Source organism: Mesorhizobium sp. M7A.F.Ca.AU.001.01.1.1 (assembly GCF_004022735.1).
Classification (GTDB): domain Bacteria; phylum Pseudomonadota; class Alphaproteobacteria; order Rhizobiales; family Rhizobiaceae; genus Mesorhizobium; species Mesorhizobium ciceri.
On the sequence record NZ_RZPF01000055.1, the window covers coordinates 1 to 14,578 of the forward strand.

The 14,578-nt window shown below is 63.5% G+C and carries 11 protein-coding genes and 1 pseudogene; 8 read left to right on the forward strand and 4 right to left on the reverse strand.

The genetic code is table 11. From position 1 onward, the window contains the following. The 4 genes and pseudogenes from EN884_RS05740 to EN884_RS05755 form a co-directional block, all read left to right on the forward strand. Positions 1-569 (forward strand): annotated as a pseudogene (locus tag EN884_RS05740) (hypothetical protein); the annotation flags it as partial. Positions 570-766: 197 nt separating this feature from the next. Next, on the forward strand, positions 767-1,777 hold the full coding sequence (locus tag EN884_RS05745; protein ID WP_164745972.1) for an ABC transporter substrate-binding protein: 1,011 nt from the start codon (positions 767-769) through the stop codon (positions 1,775-1,777). Positions 1,778-1,886: 109 nt separating this feature from the next. Beyond that, entirely contained in the window at positions 1,887-2,654 is a 768-nt protein-coding gene (locus EN884_RS05750) for an ABC transporter permease (protein ID WP_027160903.1), read from the forward strand. Between the two features lie 10 nt (positions 2,655-2,664). Beyond that, positions 2,665-3,444, forward strand: a complete 780-nt coding sequence (locus EN884_RS05755) for an ABC transporter ATP-binding protein (protein WP_063168688.1) — start codon at positions 2,665-2,667, stop codon at positions 3,442-3,444. A gap of 26 nt (positions 3,445-3,470) precedes the next feature. On the opposite strand, the gene EN884_RS05760 is transcribed toward EN884_RS05755, so the two are convergent. From EN884_RS05760 to EN884_RS05775, 4 genes are all read right to left on the reverse strand, one after another. Then, the gene (locus tag EN884_RS05760) at positions 3,471-5,363 is read right to left on the reverse strand and encodes an ABC transporter ATP-binding protein (protein ID WP_063168687.1); all 1,893 of its coding nucleotides are present in this window, start codon (positions 5,361-5,363) and stop codon (positions 3,471-3,473) included. Then, complete coding sequence (locus EN884_RS05765) at positions 5,363-7,222, reverse strand: ABC transporter ATP-binding protein (protein WP_063168686.1); 1,860 nt, start codon at positions 7,220-7,222, stop codon at positions 5,363-5,365. The genes EN884_RS05760 and EN884_RS05765 overlap by 1 nt, the downstream gene beginning before the upstream one ends. A gap of 290 nt (positions 7,223-7,512) precedes the next feature. Further along, positions 7,513-7,953, reverse strand: a complete 441-nt coding sequence (locus EN884_RS05770; RefSeq protein WP_244514324.1) for a hypothetical protein — start codon at positions 7,951-7,953, stop codon at positions 7,513-7,515. Between the two features lie 180 nt (positions 7,954-8,133). Then, positions 8,134-9,942: an ABC transporter ATP-binding protein gene (locus EN884_RS05775; RefSeq protein WP_063168684.1), complete on the reverse strand. Its 1,809-nt coding sequence runs from the start codon at positions 9,940-9,942 to the stop codon at positions 8,134-8,136. A gap of 191 nt (positions 9,943-10,133) precedes the next feature. On the opposite strand from EN884_RS05775, the gene EN884_RS05780 reads away from it, so the two are divergent. The 4 genes from EN884_RS05780 to EN884_RS05795 all read left to right on the forward strand — a co-directional run. Beyond that, positions 10,134-11,492: an LLM class flavin-dependent oxidoreductase gene (locus tag EN884_RS05780; RefSeq protein WP_024503940.1), complete on the forward strand. Its 1,359-nt coding sequence runs from the start codon at positions 10,134-10,136 to the stop codon at positions 11,490-11,492. Between the two features lie 14 nt (positions 11,493-11,506). Further along, entirely contained in the window at positions 11,507-12,283 is a 777-nt protein-coding gene (locus EN884_RS05785) for a DUF427 domain-containing protein (RefSeq protein ID WP_024503939.1), read from the forward strand. Between the two features lie 34 nt (positions 12,284-12,317). After that, positions 12,318-13,955, forward strand: a complete 1,638-nt coding sequence (locus EN884_RS05790; protein ID WP_128360497.1) for an ABC transporter substrate-binding protein — start codon at positions 12,318-12,320, stop codon at positions 13,953-13,955. 7 nt (positions 13,956-13,962) lie between these two features. Next, positions 13,963-14,578: ABC transporter permease (locus EN884_RS05795; protein WP_164894930.1), on the forward strand; the 616-nt coding region annotated here is incomplete at its 3' end.

Below are 14,578 nucleotides of genomic sequence, written 5' to 3' on the forward strand. Positions count from 1 at the left end.
CTGCCCATCCAGGCGGCGTGGTCGCGCATGGCGACGCCCACAACGCCAATGTCTGGTACACGGCGAAGGCGGGGAGGGCGGAGCTGTCCTTCTTCGATCCTGCCTTTGCAGGCTCGCATATCCCGACGCTGCTGGCGGAGGTGAAGGCGACGTTCCACAACATCTTCGCCCACCCGTTCTGGCTCTATGATCCGGCGACCGCGACCGAGGCTTTTCGCGCCCATGCGCGGCTGGACGGAAACCTGCTCCATGTCGACACGGACTGGGACCTGAGCCCGGTCCGCCGCGACCTGCTGGAGGTCAAGGCCACAGCGCTGTGGCGGCCATTGCTGCTTGAGCTCAAACGGCGCGGCATGCTGCCGGCCGATTGGCGCGCGGTGCTCCGGGCCGGTCTCTTCCTGTCGCCGACGCTGGTCATGAACCTGCGCGCCGGCGCACGCAGCCACACGCCGGTTTCTTCCCTTATTGCCTTTTCGGTGGCGGTCATGGTCGGCAGCGAACCTGTTGCCGGAACCGATCGGGTGACCGATTTTCTAGACCGGATCGATCCCGGAGCGCGTAAAAATTGAGTCTTTCCAACTTGTATATGCATGTATGTATTTTAGCCTTGACATCCGCTCCCGCTGACGCTGAAATATCCGCGCACTTCACCATGAAGTGGCAGGTAAGACGCCGAGGCACAGTGCCGCAAGAGCAGAAACCCGCAGTCTCACCGGACCGGCTACCTCAGTCAGAAAAAGCGGTCCGATCATCAAGGGGAACAAGGATGATGCGTAACCTAACAGGACAATTTCGCGCGCTCGTGATGGCCGCCGCCATCGGGCTCGCCGCCGCCCCGGCGGCCTACGCGGCCGATGCGGCCATTCCCACCACGCCCGAGGCAGGAGCGTTCAAGATCGGCATCGAGCCCTGGCTCGGCTATGGCCAGTGGCATGTCGCCGAGGCCAAGGGCCTGTTCAAGACGAACGGGCTGAGCGACGTCCAGATCGTCAACTTCGCCGAGGACAAGGACATCAATGCAGCACTTGCAAGCGGCCAGCTCGACGCCGCCAACATCGCCACCCACACGGCGATGGGCATGGTTGCGGCCGGCCTGCCGGTGAAGATCGTGCTGCTGCTCGACGTCTCCATGACCGCCGACGCGATCATCGCTGGCAAGGACGTCACCTCCATCGCGGACCTCAAGGGCAAGCAGGTGGCCTTCGAGGAAGGCACGACGAGCGACATCCTGCTCAAATACGCGCTCACCAGGAACGGCATGTCGATCGACGATGTGAAGCCGGTTCCGATGCCTGCGTCCGACGCCGGCAGCGCCTTGATCGCCGGCCAGGTGCCGGTCGCGGTGACCTATGAACCGTACCTCACCGTCGCCATGGCGCAGAACAAGGACCTCAAGCTGCTGTTCACCGCCGGCGAGGATCCCGGCCTGATCAGCGACGTGCTGGTGGTGCGTGACGAGGTGATCAAGTCGCGGCCCGGCCAAGTGCTGGCCATGATCAAAAGCTGGGACGCAGCGCTCAAGGACTACAATGCCGATACGCCCGGTGGGCGCGCCATCATCGCCAAGGCTGTCGGTTCGGACGTCAAGGACCTCAACACCGCCTTTGACGGCGTGCGTTACTACTCACTCGCCGAAAACAAGGCGGCGCTGACCGGTGATTTCACCACCAAGACCTTCGCCGATGTCGAAGCCGCCGCCAAGAACGCCAAGCTGCTGCAGGCCGATGTGACGCCGGAGCAGATGATCGACCCGTCGTTCGTCAAGGCGGCGGAATGACCAAGGCCGGATCGCGGTGGTGACGCAGATGCCCGGGGAGCGTCCCGCTCAAACGGATCCGGCTCGTCCCACGAAACAGGCGAGGCGTCGCCGATCCTCCGGCATCGGCGTGCCCATCGCCAGGTCGCGCTTCCTGGTGATCGCGGTGGCCGTGTTCGTCGGGCTCGGCCTTGCCTGGTGGGCGGCGACCGGACTGGGATTGGTAAAGCCGATCTTCCTGCCATCGCCGGGCAGCGTCGCTATGCAGATCGCCAAGCTCGCGGCCGACGGCACGTTGTGGCTGGACCTCAAAGCCTCGATGTACCGTATCTCCATCGGCTTCCTCATCGCCTCGGCCCTGTCGATACCGATCGGCGTGCTGATTGGCAGTTTCCGTTCCTGGGAAGCGGCCATCGAGCCGCTGGTGGATTTCATCCGCTACATGCCGGTCGTCGCTTTCGTGCCGCTCTCCATCCTTTGGGCTGGCACCGGCGATTCGCAGAAATTCCTGATCATCTTCATCGGCACGTTCTTCCAGCAGGTGCTGATGATCATGGACAATGTAAAACGGGTTCCAGCCGATTTCATCGGCCTTGGGCGCACGCTAGGCCTGCCGGATCGCAAGATCCTGACGCGCATCGTCGTGCCCAGCGCCTTGCCGGGCATCTGGGATACGCTGCGCATCAGCTTGGGCTGGGCATGGACCTGGCTGGTGCTGGCCGAACTCGTCGCCGCCACTTCGGGGCTCGGCTATCGCATCACCGTGTCCCAGCGCTATTTCCAGACCAACACCATCATCGGCTACATCCTGCTGCTCGGCCTGCTCGGCCTCATCACCGACCAGGTGATGAAGGCGCTGGAAAAGGTGCTGTTCAAGCAAGAGGGCCGCTCGCAATGAGGTCCAGCCGATGAGCCCCAAATTGCGGATCGCCGGTCTCCACAAGAGCTTCGGCACGGGCGAGCGGCGCACGGAAGTGCTGCGCGGTATCAACCTGGATCTTGCCGACAACGAGTTTGTCTCCCTGGTCGGCACGTCGGGCTGCGGCAAGAGCACGCTGCTGTCGATCGTGGCCGGACTGCAGGACTTCGACGCGGGCGATCTCAGCATCGATGGCGCGCCGATCCTGCAGCCTGGACTCGACCGTGGCGTCGTCTTTCAGTCCTACACGCTGCTTCCCTGGCTGACGGCGCGGCAGAACATCGAGTTTGCGCTCAAGGCCGCTGGTTACGATCGCCCGACCTGCCGCAGGATCGCGCTGGAGCATCTCGAACTCGTCAAGCTGTCTGGTAGTGCGGACCGCTATCCAGCCGAACTCTCGGGCGGCATGAAACAACGCGTCGCCATTGCGCGCGCGCTTTCCTACCGGCCCAAGATGCTGTTGATGGACGAGCCCTTCGGCGCGCTCGATGCCTTGACCCGGCATCAGATGCAGGAACTGCTGACCCAGATCTGGGAGGAACACAGGTTGACCGTCCTGTTTGTCACCCATGATGTGGAGGAGGCCGTCTATCTGTCGGACCGCATCGTCGTCATGGGCATCGGCCCGGGACGTATCACGCAGACATTCAACGTGGATATCGAGCGCCCGCGCCGCGAAGAGGTGATGGAAAGCCCTGTATTCATGGATCTGCAACGCGGCGTGCACAAGGCCATCCGCGAGGGTTCAAAACGCCCCGAAATGGCCTAGGCGCCTGCGGTCGTTTGCAGGTCCAATCACGTCGCCTTGCCGACTGCCGCGTCCAGTTCCAGCTCGCCTTCGGAAATGTCGTCGAACGAGGCGTAGTTCATGTTGTAGAGGCGGGCGTAGAGGCCTTTTCTTGCCATCAGCTGTTCGTGGTTGCCGCTTTCGACGATCTCGCCGTTCTGCAGCACGATGATGCGGTCGGCGCCGCGGATAGTGGCCAGACGGTGGGCGATGACCAGCCCGGTGCGGCCTTCCAGCAGCGTGATCAGCGCCTTCTGGATCAGCATCTCGGTGTAGGAATCGATGCTGGCCGTGGCTTCGTCGAGCACCAGGATCTTTGCATCCGCCACCAGCGCGCGCGCGAAGCTGATCAGCTGGCGCTGGCCCAGCGAGAGATTGCCGCCGCGCTGCTCGAGTTCGGTATCGTAGCCATCTGGCAGGTTCTCGATGAAATCGTGCGCGCCGACGGCTTGTGCGGCGCGGACCACCTCCTCGCGGCTGGCTGATGTCTTGTGGTAGCGGATGTTTTCCAGCACCGAGCCGGAGAACAGGAACGGCTCCTGCAGCACCATCGCCACCTGATCGCCGAGCGAATCCTGGGTGAGGTCACGCACATCATGGCCGCCGACCAGAACCTCACCCGACCAGACATCGTAGAAGCGGTGCACCAGCGCCATCGAGCTGGATTTGCCCGATCCGGTCGGGCCGACAAGGGCTACGGTCTCGCCCGGGTTGACGCGGAAGGAGATGTTCTTCAGCACCGGCTGGTTCGGCCTATAACCGAAAGTGACGTTCCTGAACTCGACCGAGCCGTCCATATCGCGCGACAGCGCCACCGCACCTTGCCTGTCGCTGACATCGACCGGCACGTCGAGCACTTCGGAGATGCGCTGGCCCGAAGCCATGGCGCGCTGCATGACGCTGTATTGCATGGTCAGCGAGCGGATCGGGTCGAAGAAGCGCTGGATGTAGAACAGGAACGCCACCATGACGCCGATGTCGAGGCTGTGCGAGAGCACCATCGACCCGCCGACGACGATGACAGTTGCCATGGCGATGCCGGTCAGCGTGTCGACGATCGGCACCATTACCTGCGCGTATTTCGCCGACCTCAAATGGGCATTGAGGTTGGCCAGCACCTTTTCGTCGTAGAGGTCGAAATTGACGTGCTGGCGCTCGAGGCTCTGCACCGTGCGCACGCCATGGATGCCTTCGGCCAGTGCGCCGTTGGCGATCGAGTTGGTTTCGTGCGCGGCCATGAAGGCGACCTTGGCGCGCGGCAGCCAGAAAAGGCGCACGATGAACAGCACCGGCATGGTCGACAGCGTCAGCAGGCCCAGTCGGAAATCGAGCCACAAAAGCACGCTGACGATGCCGAACAACAGCACGATGTCGCCTACCGACATCACCGATGTTTCGAGGAATTCCTGCATCGAATTGACGTCGCCCTGCAGGCGCGACATCAGCCGGCCGACCTCGGTCTTGTCCATGAAGCTCAGCGAGACCCGTTGCAGATGGCTGAACATGGCGCGGCGCAGGTCCGACAGCACGTTTTCGGCCACCTTGCCGACGACGCTTTCCTGCACATAGCTGGCAGCATAGTTGATCAGGATGATCACGGCGAAAGCGCTGATCGCGGCGATCATTACCGATTGGTCGAGCTTGCCAGCCGTCATGCCGTGGTCGATGGCGTAGCGGATGACCAGCGGGATCGCCAGCTGGGTCAGCGTGAACACCAGCACCGCGGCGACTGAGATGAAAATCCGGTTCTGATACGGCCTCACGAAGCTCCAGATACGCCGCACGATGCGAGGGTCATAAGCTTTGCCGAAGACCTCTTCGTCGTCGCGGTGCGAGCCCACGACCGCCTTTGTCGGTGGCCCGCTGGTGTCTTCCTCCTCGTCGTCGGCCGGTGTCTGCATCACGCGGCTCCCGCCACGGGCCGCTCATCGTCCGGCCGCAACTGCAGGTCATGGAGCGCGCGGTAGCGTCCACCGAGCGCCAGCAACTCCTCATGCGTGCCGCGCTCGACGATCCGGCCGCCCTCGACGAACAGGATCTGGTCGGCATGCATCAGCGAACTCAGCCGGTGCGAGATGATGAGCGTCACGCGATCCCTGGCGAAGCGTTTCATCGCTGCCCGGATACGCTGTTCGGTGCCGGCGTCGATGGCCGCGGTGGAATCATCGAAGACCAGCACGGACGGCCGCAGCATCAGGCTGCGGGCGATGGTCAGGCGCTGCCGCTGGCCACCGGAAAGCGACGCGCCGCGCTCGCCGACGACTGTGGTGTAACCGGCTGGGAGGCCCATGATGTAATTGTGCAATTGGGCGTACTCGGCTGCCTGCCCGATGCGGGTCTCGCGCGCCCAGGGATTGCCGTAGGCGATGTTGTTCTCGATCGAGGTGGTGAACAGGAACGCGTCCTGCTGCACGACGCCGACGGCCTTGCGCAACGATTGCAGCGTCACCTTGCGGATGTCCTGGCCGTCGATGGTTATCGCGCCTGAGGTGACGTCGTAGAAGCGCGGGATCAGGTGCGCGATGGTCGACTTGCCGCTGCCTGGCGGGCCGACGATGCCGATGGTCTCGCCGGACCTCGCCTCGAAGGAGATGCCCGACAGAGTCGGCCGGTCGCCCGCGCCCTCGTAGCGGAAGCCGACATTGTGGAAGCGCAGCACGCCATCGGTGACGACGAGATCCTTGGCGCCGGGCGCGTCCTCGATGTCGAGCTCGGCGTCGAGCAGTTCGAATAGCCGGCTGCCGCAGGTCGAGGCGCGCGCGAAGGAGTTGACCATAAGGCCGAGCTGGCGCACCGGCATCTGCAGGATGGTCATGAAGGTGAGGAACTGGGCCAGCGTGCCGACGCTGATCTGGCCTGCAATCACTTTCTGGCCGCCGAACCAGAGCACCAGCCCCATGGCGGCCAGGAACGAGAAGTTCATGGCGCTGGTGTTGGAGACGCGGATGTCGACGCGCTGATTGGCAAGCTCCAGCGCCGACAGCTTGGCGCGGTCGAATTTTTCCAGCTCATGCCGCTGTGCCGCAAAGGCCCGCACGACGCGGATGCCGCCGAGGTTCTCATCCATCACCCGGCTCAGCACAGACAGCCGCTCCTGCAAAGTCAACCAGGTGCTGCGCAACGCCAGCTGGGTGACCGAGGACCGCCAGGCGACGAGGGGCACGAAACTCAGGCTGAGCAGCCCGAGCATGAGATCGGTGCTGATCAGGAGATAGGCGCCGACGCCGATCAGCACGCCGAGCAGCACCACACGCAAAATGCCGGTGGAGAAGAACATGCGCACGCCGTCGAGATCGAGCAGGCCGAGCGTGATCAAATCGCCGGTGTGGACCCTGTCGTGGTAGGCGAAGCTCAGGCGCTGGATCTTCTCGTAGAAGGCCAGCCGCAGTTCATAGCCGGTGCGATGACCGACGGCCTCGCCATAGTAGTTCTGCGCCATGGTGAAGAGGCCGCGCAGGATCGAGACGACGAGCAGCGTCAGCGCCGTGTTCCACAGCGCCTGTTCCGCCGCAGCGCCGGCACCCGCGGCCATCACACCTTGCGCCTGGTCGATGGCGCGTCCCAGCAGGCGTGGAATGAAAAGCTGCAGCGTCGCGGCGATGAAGGTCGAGACGATGGTGATGGCGACCTGCCAGGGATGGCGCAGCGTCATGCGCACGATGCGGAGCAAGGTGCTGAGGCCCTTGCCCCAGGAGGCTTCCGCCACATGGGCAAACGATTTGCCGCGCTCCGGTGCGCTGCTGGTTGCTTGCGTGTTCAAGGAAAATATCCAAACCAATCCGGACGTTAGCCCGGACTAATAAAGCAGACTCAATGTGAGCGGTTGACTTGGCGCTATGTTACGCGGGTCTGGCTTGGCCCTTCAAGAGCCAATGCCGGCATCGCACTGTGCCTGAAGGAAAGCGAACATGCGGCTGTGACCCGGCTGGCACCAGCGGCGTAATCCTGCCGATCTTGCCGAAGGGCGTTGGCCGGACGAGGTCAGCACCTAGTGTACGCAAGCGACGGCCGGACGGAATGCGACCTCCCATCCGGCCGGATTCCGGTTTGCTAGGCAGGTATCAGGACGGCGATCCGATGCACGCCGACCTCCTTGCTTGTATTTGTCGCCTCGTCGGTCTTGCCTTTGGCGCAGGTGTACATGTCACCCGTCTTGAGCTTGAATTCCTTGTCGGCCTTCTTGATCGTGAACGCACCTGAAGCAATGGTGCAGACCATATCGTTGTCCATCACCGTCTGAGGCGCGTGTGCGCCGGGCTGAAATACCACGTCGACAATTGCGATGCTCTTGTAGGCGGGAATGTCGGAGTTGCCGGTGCTGACCTCAACCACCCTGACACCGGGCGCAATCTCCTTGCCTTCCTTCGGGCCGTATTTCTTCGCTGATGCCGCCAGGGTGAACAGAGGCGTTATCGCGGCAGCCGTCACACCGAGAGCAATTGCAGACCTGCGATTCATGGTTTTCATCGCATCCTCCCACATGTTCGCCATGAACGAATGTGCATGGCTGAAATATATTAGCATAAACGAATGTAATTGTATGCGAGGAAGCTCCCAACCCCGGCATAGCCGCGTGAACTTGGCGGCAGCCGTCAGAGAGGTTCGTACATCGACCATCTGCTTGCCGCAAAAACCCCGCCGCGGCGGACCTTCGGACTGCTGTTGAGCCGCTCAAAAACCCTGGCGGTGCCGCCAGCAGGCGATCCGGTGGCCGGCCGCGACCTCTCGGGCCGGCGGCTCCGCCTTTCGGCAGTCGGGCAGGACCAGCGGGCAGCGGTCGGCGAAGGAGCACCCCGTATTCGGGACGCCGGCTGCCTCGATCTCGATTGGAGCGGATAGTCTCGGCGCAGCTTCGTCGGAGGACGCAGCCAAAAGCAGGGCCGTATAGGGGTGGTTGGGGCCGCGAAAAATCTGGTCGGAGGAGCCGGTTTCGACCAGGCGTCCGCGATAGAGCACGCCGATCCTGTCGGCCATGTAGCGCACCACCCTGAGGTCGTGGCTGATGAACAGATAGGTCGTGTCCTTGTCGCGCTGCAGGTCGTTGAGCAGGTTGAGAACGGTCGCCTGGACGGAGACGTCGAGCGCGGAGGTCGGTTCATCGAGCACGACGACCTTCGGCACGCCGGCGAAGGCGCGCGCGATTGCCGCCCGCTGCCGCTGGCCGCCGGACAGCGAACGCGACTTCTGCTCGGCCGTGGCGCCGGCGAGGCGAACCGATTGCAGCAGGTCGCCGACGCGGGCTCTCACTTCGCTGCGGCGCAGGCCGGCGAGCCTGCGCAGCGGGCGGCCGAGGATCGTGCCGATCCGCTGGCGCGGATTGAGCGTGCGATCCGGCGACTGGAAGACCATCTGCACGTCGCGGCGTTCGGCAAGGTTTCTCTTCTCGACGCGCGGCGCGACCGTCCTGCCGAACAGTTCGACCGATCCGGCGCTTGGCGTCTGCAGACCGGTGACGATCCGTGCCAGGGTCGACTTGCCAGAACCGGACTCGCCGATCAGCCCGAAGGTCTCGCCCTGGCCGATGTCGAGATCGACGTGGTGCAGCACTGGCTGGCTGCCGAAGGCATGACTGATGCCTTTGCAGGCGATCGCGATGCGGCGTTCTTTTGGCAGGCCGGCGTCTTCGCCTTGGGCCATTGGGTGCGCTGGCACGCCGTCCGTCTCCGCCAGTCTTCCGTCCCGCTTGGTGTAGTTGAGCGCCGGGATCGAGGCGATGAGCGCCTTGGTGTAGGCGTGAGAGGGGTTGTCGAAGACATCGCTCGCGACGCCGCTTTCGACCACGGTTCCCGCCTGCATCACCGCCACCCGGTCGCAGGAGCGGCGGATCATATTGATGTCGTGGCTGATCAGCAGGATGCTGGTTTTGTGATCCTTGCGTAAGTCGGAGAGGATGGCGATGATCTCGGACTGGACGCTGGCGTCGAGCGCCGTCGTCGGCTCATCCAGCACCAGCAGCGATGGGTCGAGCGCAATGGCAATGGCGATGTTGGCGCGCTGCTGCATGCCGCCGGAGAGTTCGTGCGGATAGAGATCCAGCACCCGCTCCGGATGGCTGACCCGGACGCGGCCCAGCAGTTCGGCGGCGCGCCCGCGCGCCTCTTCGAGGCGAACCGGGCGATGCCGCATGACCGTCTCGGTGATCTGGCGGCCGATCGTCATGCTTGGATTGAGGGCAGCACCGGGATGCTGGTAGACCGCGGCGATATGATTTCCCCTGAGCCGGCGCAGTTGCTCGGCGGAAAGGTCGCGGATTTCGCGGCCCTGGAATTCCAGCGCCGACGCAGCGATGCGGGCGTTTTTCGGCAGATAGCGCAATATGGCGAGCGCCACCGAGCTTTTGCCCGATCCCGACTCGCCAACCAGGCCGAGCGCTTCGCCTTCGCCGATGTGCAGTGACACGCCGCTGACGGCGGGATGCGATCCCTTGCGCCCGTCATAGGCCACGGACAGCTGGTCTACGTTCAGAACCGAGGAGGACATGGGGACTTGAAACCACTTTCTTCCAGCGCCGCCATCGAGGGCAATCGCTTCCGCTTTCGCAATTCATTATCTCTATAAATTTACTCGAATTAAGCCGGAGCGCAATCTACCTTTCTCGCATCAGCAGAGATTGTCGCCGTCTGCCGAGGCAGCGCGACGGTCTCCGGAGCAGATCTGGAAGGAGGCCCGGCATGGCTCGAGACCACATGATCCTCAGCGCATTCTTCTTCAACCCGCAGGGCGATCATCGGATGTCGTGGCGCCACCCGAGGGCGCCGGGGCGGGAGGTACTGGATTTCGAATTCTACCGCGATCTCGTGCAGGCGGCCGAACGCGCCAGGATCGACACCATCTTCGTCGCCGACCACGTGTCGATCTGGGATTCAGTCAAGAGCGGCGTCGCCCATTACGCCAATGCCCGCCTCGAACCGCTGACGCTGCTATCGGCGCTGGCTAGCGTGACCAAGCATATCGGCCTGATCACCACGGCGTCGAGTTCCTACAGCGAGCCGTACAATGTGGCGCGCATGTTCGCCTCGCTCGACCATATCAGCAAGGGCAGGGCGTCGTGGAACGTCGTCACCTCGGCCATGGATGAGGAGGCGCGCAATTTCGGCCGCGACGGCAATATCGAACATGCTTTCCGCTATGAGCGCGCGGCCGAATTCCTCGATATCGTCAAGGCGCTGTGGGACAGCTGGGAAGACGAGGCGCTGCTGATCGACAAGGCGTCAGGCCATTTCGCCGACCCCGACAAGGTCCATCCTATCGATCACAAGGGCAAGCACTTCAAGGTGCGTGGGCCGCTCAACGTCTCGCGGCCGCCGCAAGGCCATCCGCTAATCGTCCAGGCCGGCTCGTCCGAAGATGGCAAGAACTTCGCCACCGCCCAGGCCGATGCGCACTTCGCCATCTACAGCACCAAGGAGGATGGCATCAAATACCGTCAGGACATCAACGAGCGGCTGGCCCGCCACGGCAGGCGGCCGGAGAGCTTCAAGATCCTGCCCGGCATCCTGCCGATCGTCGCCGCCTCCGAAGCGGAAGGCCGGGAAAAGCAAGAATACCTGCAGACCTTGCTGCCGGATCAGGTCGGCATCGACCTTCTGTCGAGCTGGAGCGGGTTGGACCTGTCGCTGTTCCCGCCGGACGGGCCGCTGCCGCCGCTGCCGGACGAAAGCACGTTCAATGGCGGGCGCACATCGCTCAACCGGGTCAAGCAGTGGGCGAAGCAGAATCTCAGCCTGCGCGAGATCGCGCGCAAGCTCGCCAACAGCGGTTCGGTGCCGACGGTTGCCGGCACGCCGGTACAGATCGCGGACCAGTTGCAGGACTGGTTCGTTTCGGGTGCCGCTGACGGCTTCAACCTGATGTTCCCGCTGCTGCCAGAAGACTGGGTGAATTTTGCCGAACAGGTGGTGCCGGAGCTGCAGCGGCGCGGCGTCTTCCCGACCGAATACGGGCCGGGAACGCTGCGCGACCGTTTCGGCCTGGCGCGGCCCGCCAACCGCTTCGCCGAGCAGCGCGACAATGCGCGTGCCGTGTCCTGACCGGAAGAACGATCATGACCGTCGCACCAAGATTGCAGCCACGCGAAGCGACCGCGCCGCAGCTCGTCAATGTCCTGCACAGCCCCAAGCGTGTGCGCGTCAAATTCGGCGGCCGCACCATCGCCGACAGCCGCAACGTGCTGGTGCTGCGCTCCAACCATTTCCTGCCGATCTATTTCTTCCCGCCGTCAGCGGTCGACCCATCGGTGCTGAAACCTTCGCTGCATCGCGAGCCGCATCCGGTCGGTGGCGAGACCGCCTATTGGGATATCGACAGCGGCGACAGGCGCAGCGCCAACGCGGCGTGGTCGTTCGTGTCACCGCCGGATGAAAACCTGGCGCCGCTGGCCGGCCGCATTGCATTCACCTGGAAGGCCGTCGACCAGTGGTTCGAGGAGGAAGAGGAAGTCTTCGTCCACGCCCGCGATCCCTATGCACGCATCGATGTTCTGCAAAGCTCGAGCCATTTGCAGATCTGGTTCGACGGCGAGCCGATCGCCGACAGCCACCGCCCGGTGCTGCTGTTCGAGACGCATCTGCCGACGCGTTTTTATCTGCCCGCGGAAGACATCCGGCTGGAGCGGCTGACGGCGTCCGTCACCACGACGCGATGTCCCTACAAGGGCATCGCCTCTTACTGGTCCGGCCTGCTGAGCGACGGTTCGGTGCGCCCTGATATCGCCTGGAGCTACCGGGATCCCATTGAGGAAATGCCGAAGATCAAGGGCCTCATCGCCTTCTATCCGCAGGCCGTCGACCGCATCCATCTCGACGGCGAGCCCGTCGCATAGATTTTCAATCTTCATTTCAAAGCAGGGTTTCAAAATGACCAGACGCAGAGATATCGACGCAGTTCGCAATCTGTCGGGGGACATCTGGAATGTCGCCGTCGACGAACATCAGGGCGGCTTTCTCAAGCGCCGCGATCTCCTCAGATATGCCGCACTGCTCGGCCTGACCGGCTTTGCCGCCTCGCAGGGGTTGGGAGGCGCGCGCGCCGCGGCTGCCGGCGGCGGCACGGTTCGCGTCGGGCTCGGCCAGCCGACCAAGGCGATCGATCCGGTTTCGGTCACCGATCCGGCCAGCATCGGGGTGATCAGCCAGGTCGGCGAGTATCTGATCCTCGACGATCCGAAGGATGGTCTGCAGCCGAAGCTGGCTCTGTCCTGGGAGGCCAACGAGACGGCCAGCCGCTGGACCTTCAAATTGCGGCAAGGGGTAAAATTCCACGATGGCCGCGCGGTCACCGCCAAAGACGTTGTGGCGAGCTTCGAGCGGCTGGTCGATCCGGCCAGCGGCTCGTCGGCGTTGTCCGCCTACAAGGGCATCCTGTCCAAGGGCGGCGCCAAGCTGGTCGACGACGAAACCGTCGCCTTCGATCTCGACGGTCCGAACAGCAACTTCCCGTTCTATGTCTCCTCCGACGTCTACAATGCCGTCATCCTGCCTGCCGACTATGCCGGTGATTTCGAGAAGACTTTCAACGGCACCGGTCCGTTCAAGCTCGAATCCTTCCGCCCCAAGCAAGGCGCCAGCTTCGTGCGCAATGAGAATTACTGGGGCGACAAGGCGCTGCCCGACCGGATCGAGATCAAGTTCTTCGACGACGAGCAGGCACAGGTGCTGGCTTTGCAGGCCGGCCAGCTCGACGTGATCCCAAGCACGACGCGGCTGGAGCTGGCGATCGAGGGCAATCCCAACTTCAAGCTGCTGAGCGTGCAGGCGAGCTCGCACGACCAGGTGCATCTCAGGACCGACCAGGCGCCGTTTACCGACAAGCGCATCCGCCGCGCGCTGGCGCTCACGATCGACCGAGAGGCTGTGGTCAAGGGCCTGCTCAAGGGCCGCGCCATCGTCGGCAACGACACGCCGTTCGCGCCGACCTTCCCCTCGGCCGATCCATCGGTGCCGCAGCGCAAGCAGGACATTGCCGAGGCCAAGCGGCTGCTTGGCGAGGCGGGCGTGCCCAACGGCTTCGAGGTGACGCTGACCACCGAACGCGCCTATGACATTCCCGACTATGCGGTCATCATCCAGAACTTCGCCAAGAAGGCCGGCATCGACGTCAAGCTCAATGTCCTGCCGCAGGACGCCTATTACGGCTCGGCGACGTTTGGCAGTTCGCCATGGCTGGATTCGGTGCTCGGCATCACCGACTATGGCCACCGCGGCACGCCCGACATCTTCCTCAACGCCACGCTAAAGAGTTCGGGAGCTTGGAACGCGGCACATTTCAACAACCCGGCCTATGACGCGCTGCTGCTTGACTACTCGAAGGCGCGCGACCTGCAGGCACAGCGCCTTGTTGCCCGCAAGATCCAGACCTTGCTGCTCGACGAGACGCCGGCGATCATCAGCTACTTCTCGCAATACAGCCGCATCGTCAGCTCCAAGGTCGAGGGCGTACGCTTCACCGCGATTTCGCATCTCCTGCTCGACCGCGTTTCCTTCGTCCAGGCATGATCGCGACATGCTGACCGGTCGCATTCTGTCAGCGCGTGTGGGCACACTTGTCCTCACCCTGTGGCTGGTCAGCATTCTGGTGTTCTTCGCCGGGCAGGTCCTGCCCGGCGATGTGGGCCGTGTCATGCTCGGGCCTTTTGCCGACGCGCAAGCGGTGGCGGAACTGAACAAGCGGCTAGGCGCCGACCAGCCGGTTCTCGTCCAGTATTGGCTCTGGTTCAGCAAAGCGGTCACCGGTGACTTCGGCACCTCGCTGTCGATGCGCGGGCCGGTGGCGCCCTTCGTGCTGGAAAGCCTCAAGCGCTCCGCGGCGCTTGCCGGGATTATTTTGCTCTTCCTCGTTCCGCTCGGCGTTGGTGCCGGCGTCATCGCCGGTCTCAATGCGGGCCGCCTCATCGACCGGCTGATCGTGATGGCGGGCGTCTCCTTCGGCATTGTGCCTGATTTCGTTTCCGGCCTGATGCTGCTCATCGTTTTCGGCCTGTGGCTGAACTGGTTCCCGATCTCCGGAGTTGCGCCCGATGGCGCGGGCTTCTGGACGCATGGCTATTATCTGATCCTGCCGGCGCTGCCGCTGGTGCTGAACCTTTCCGGCTATATCGCCCGGATGACGCGAGCAGGCG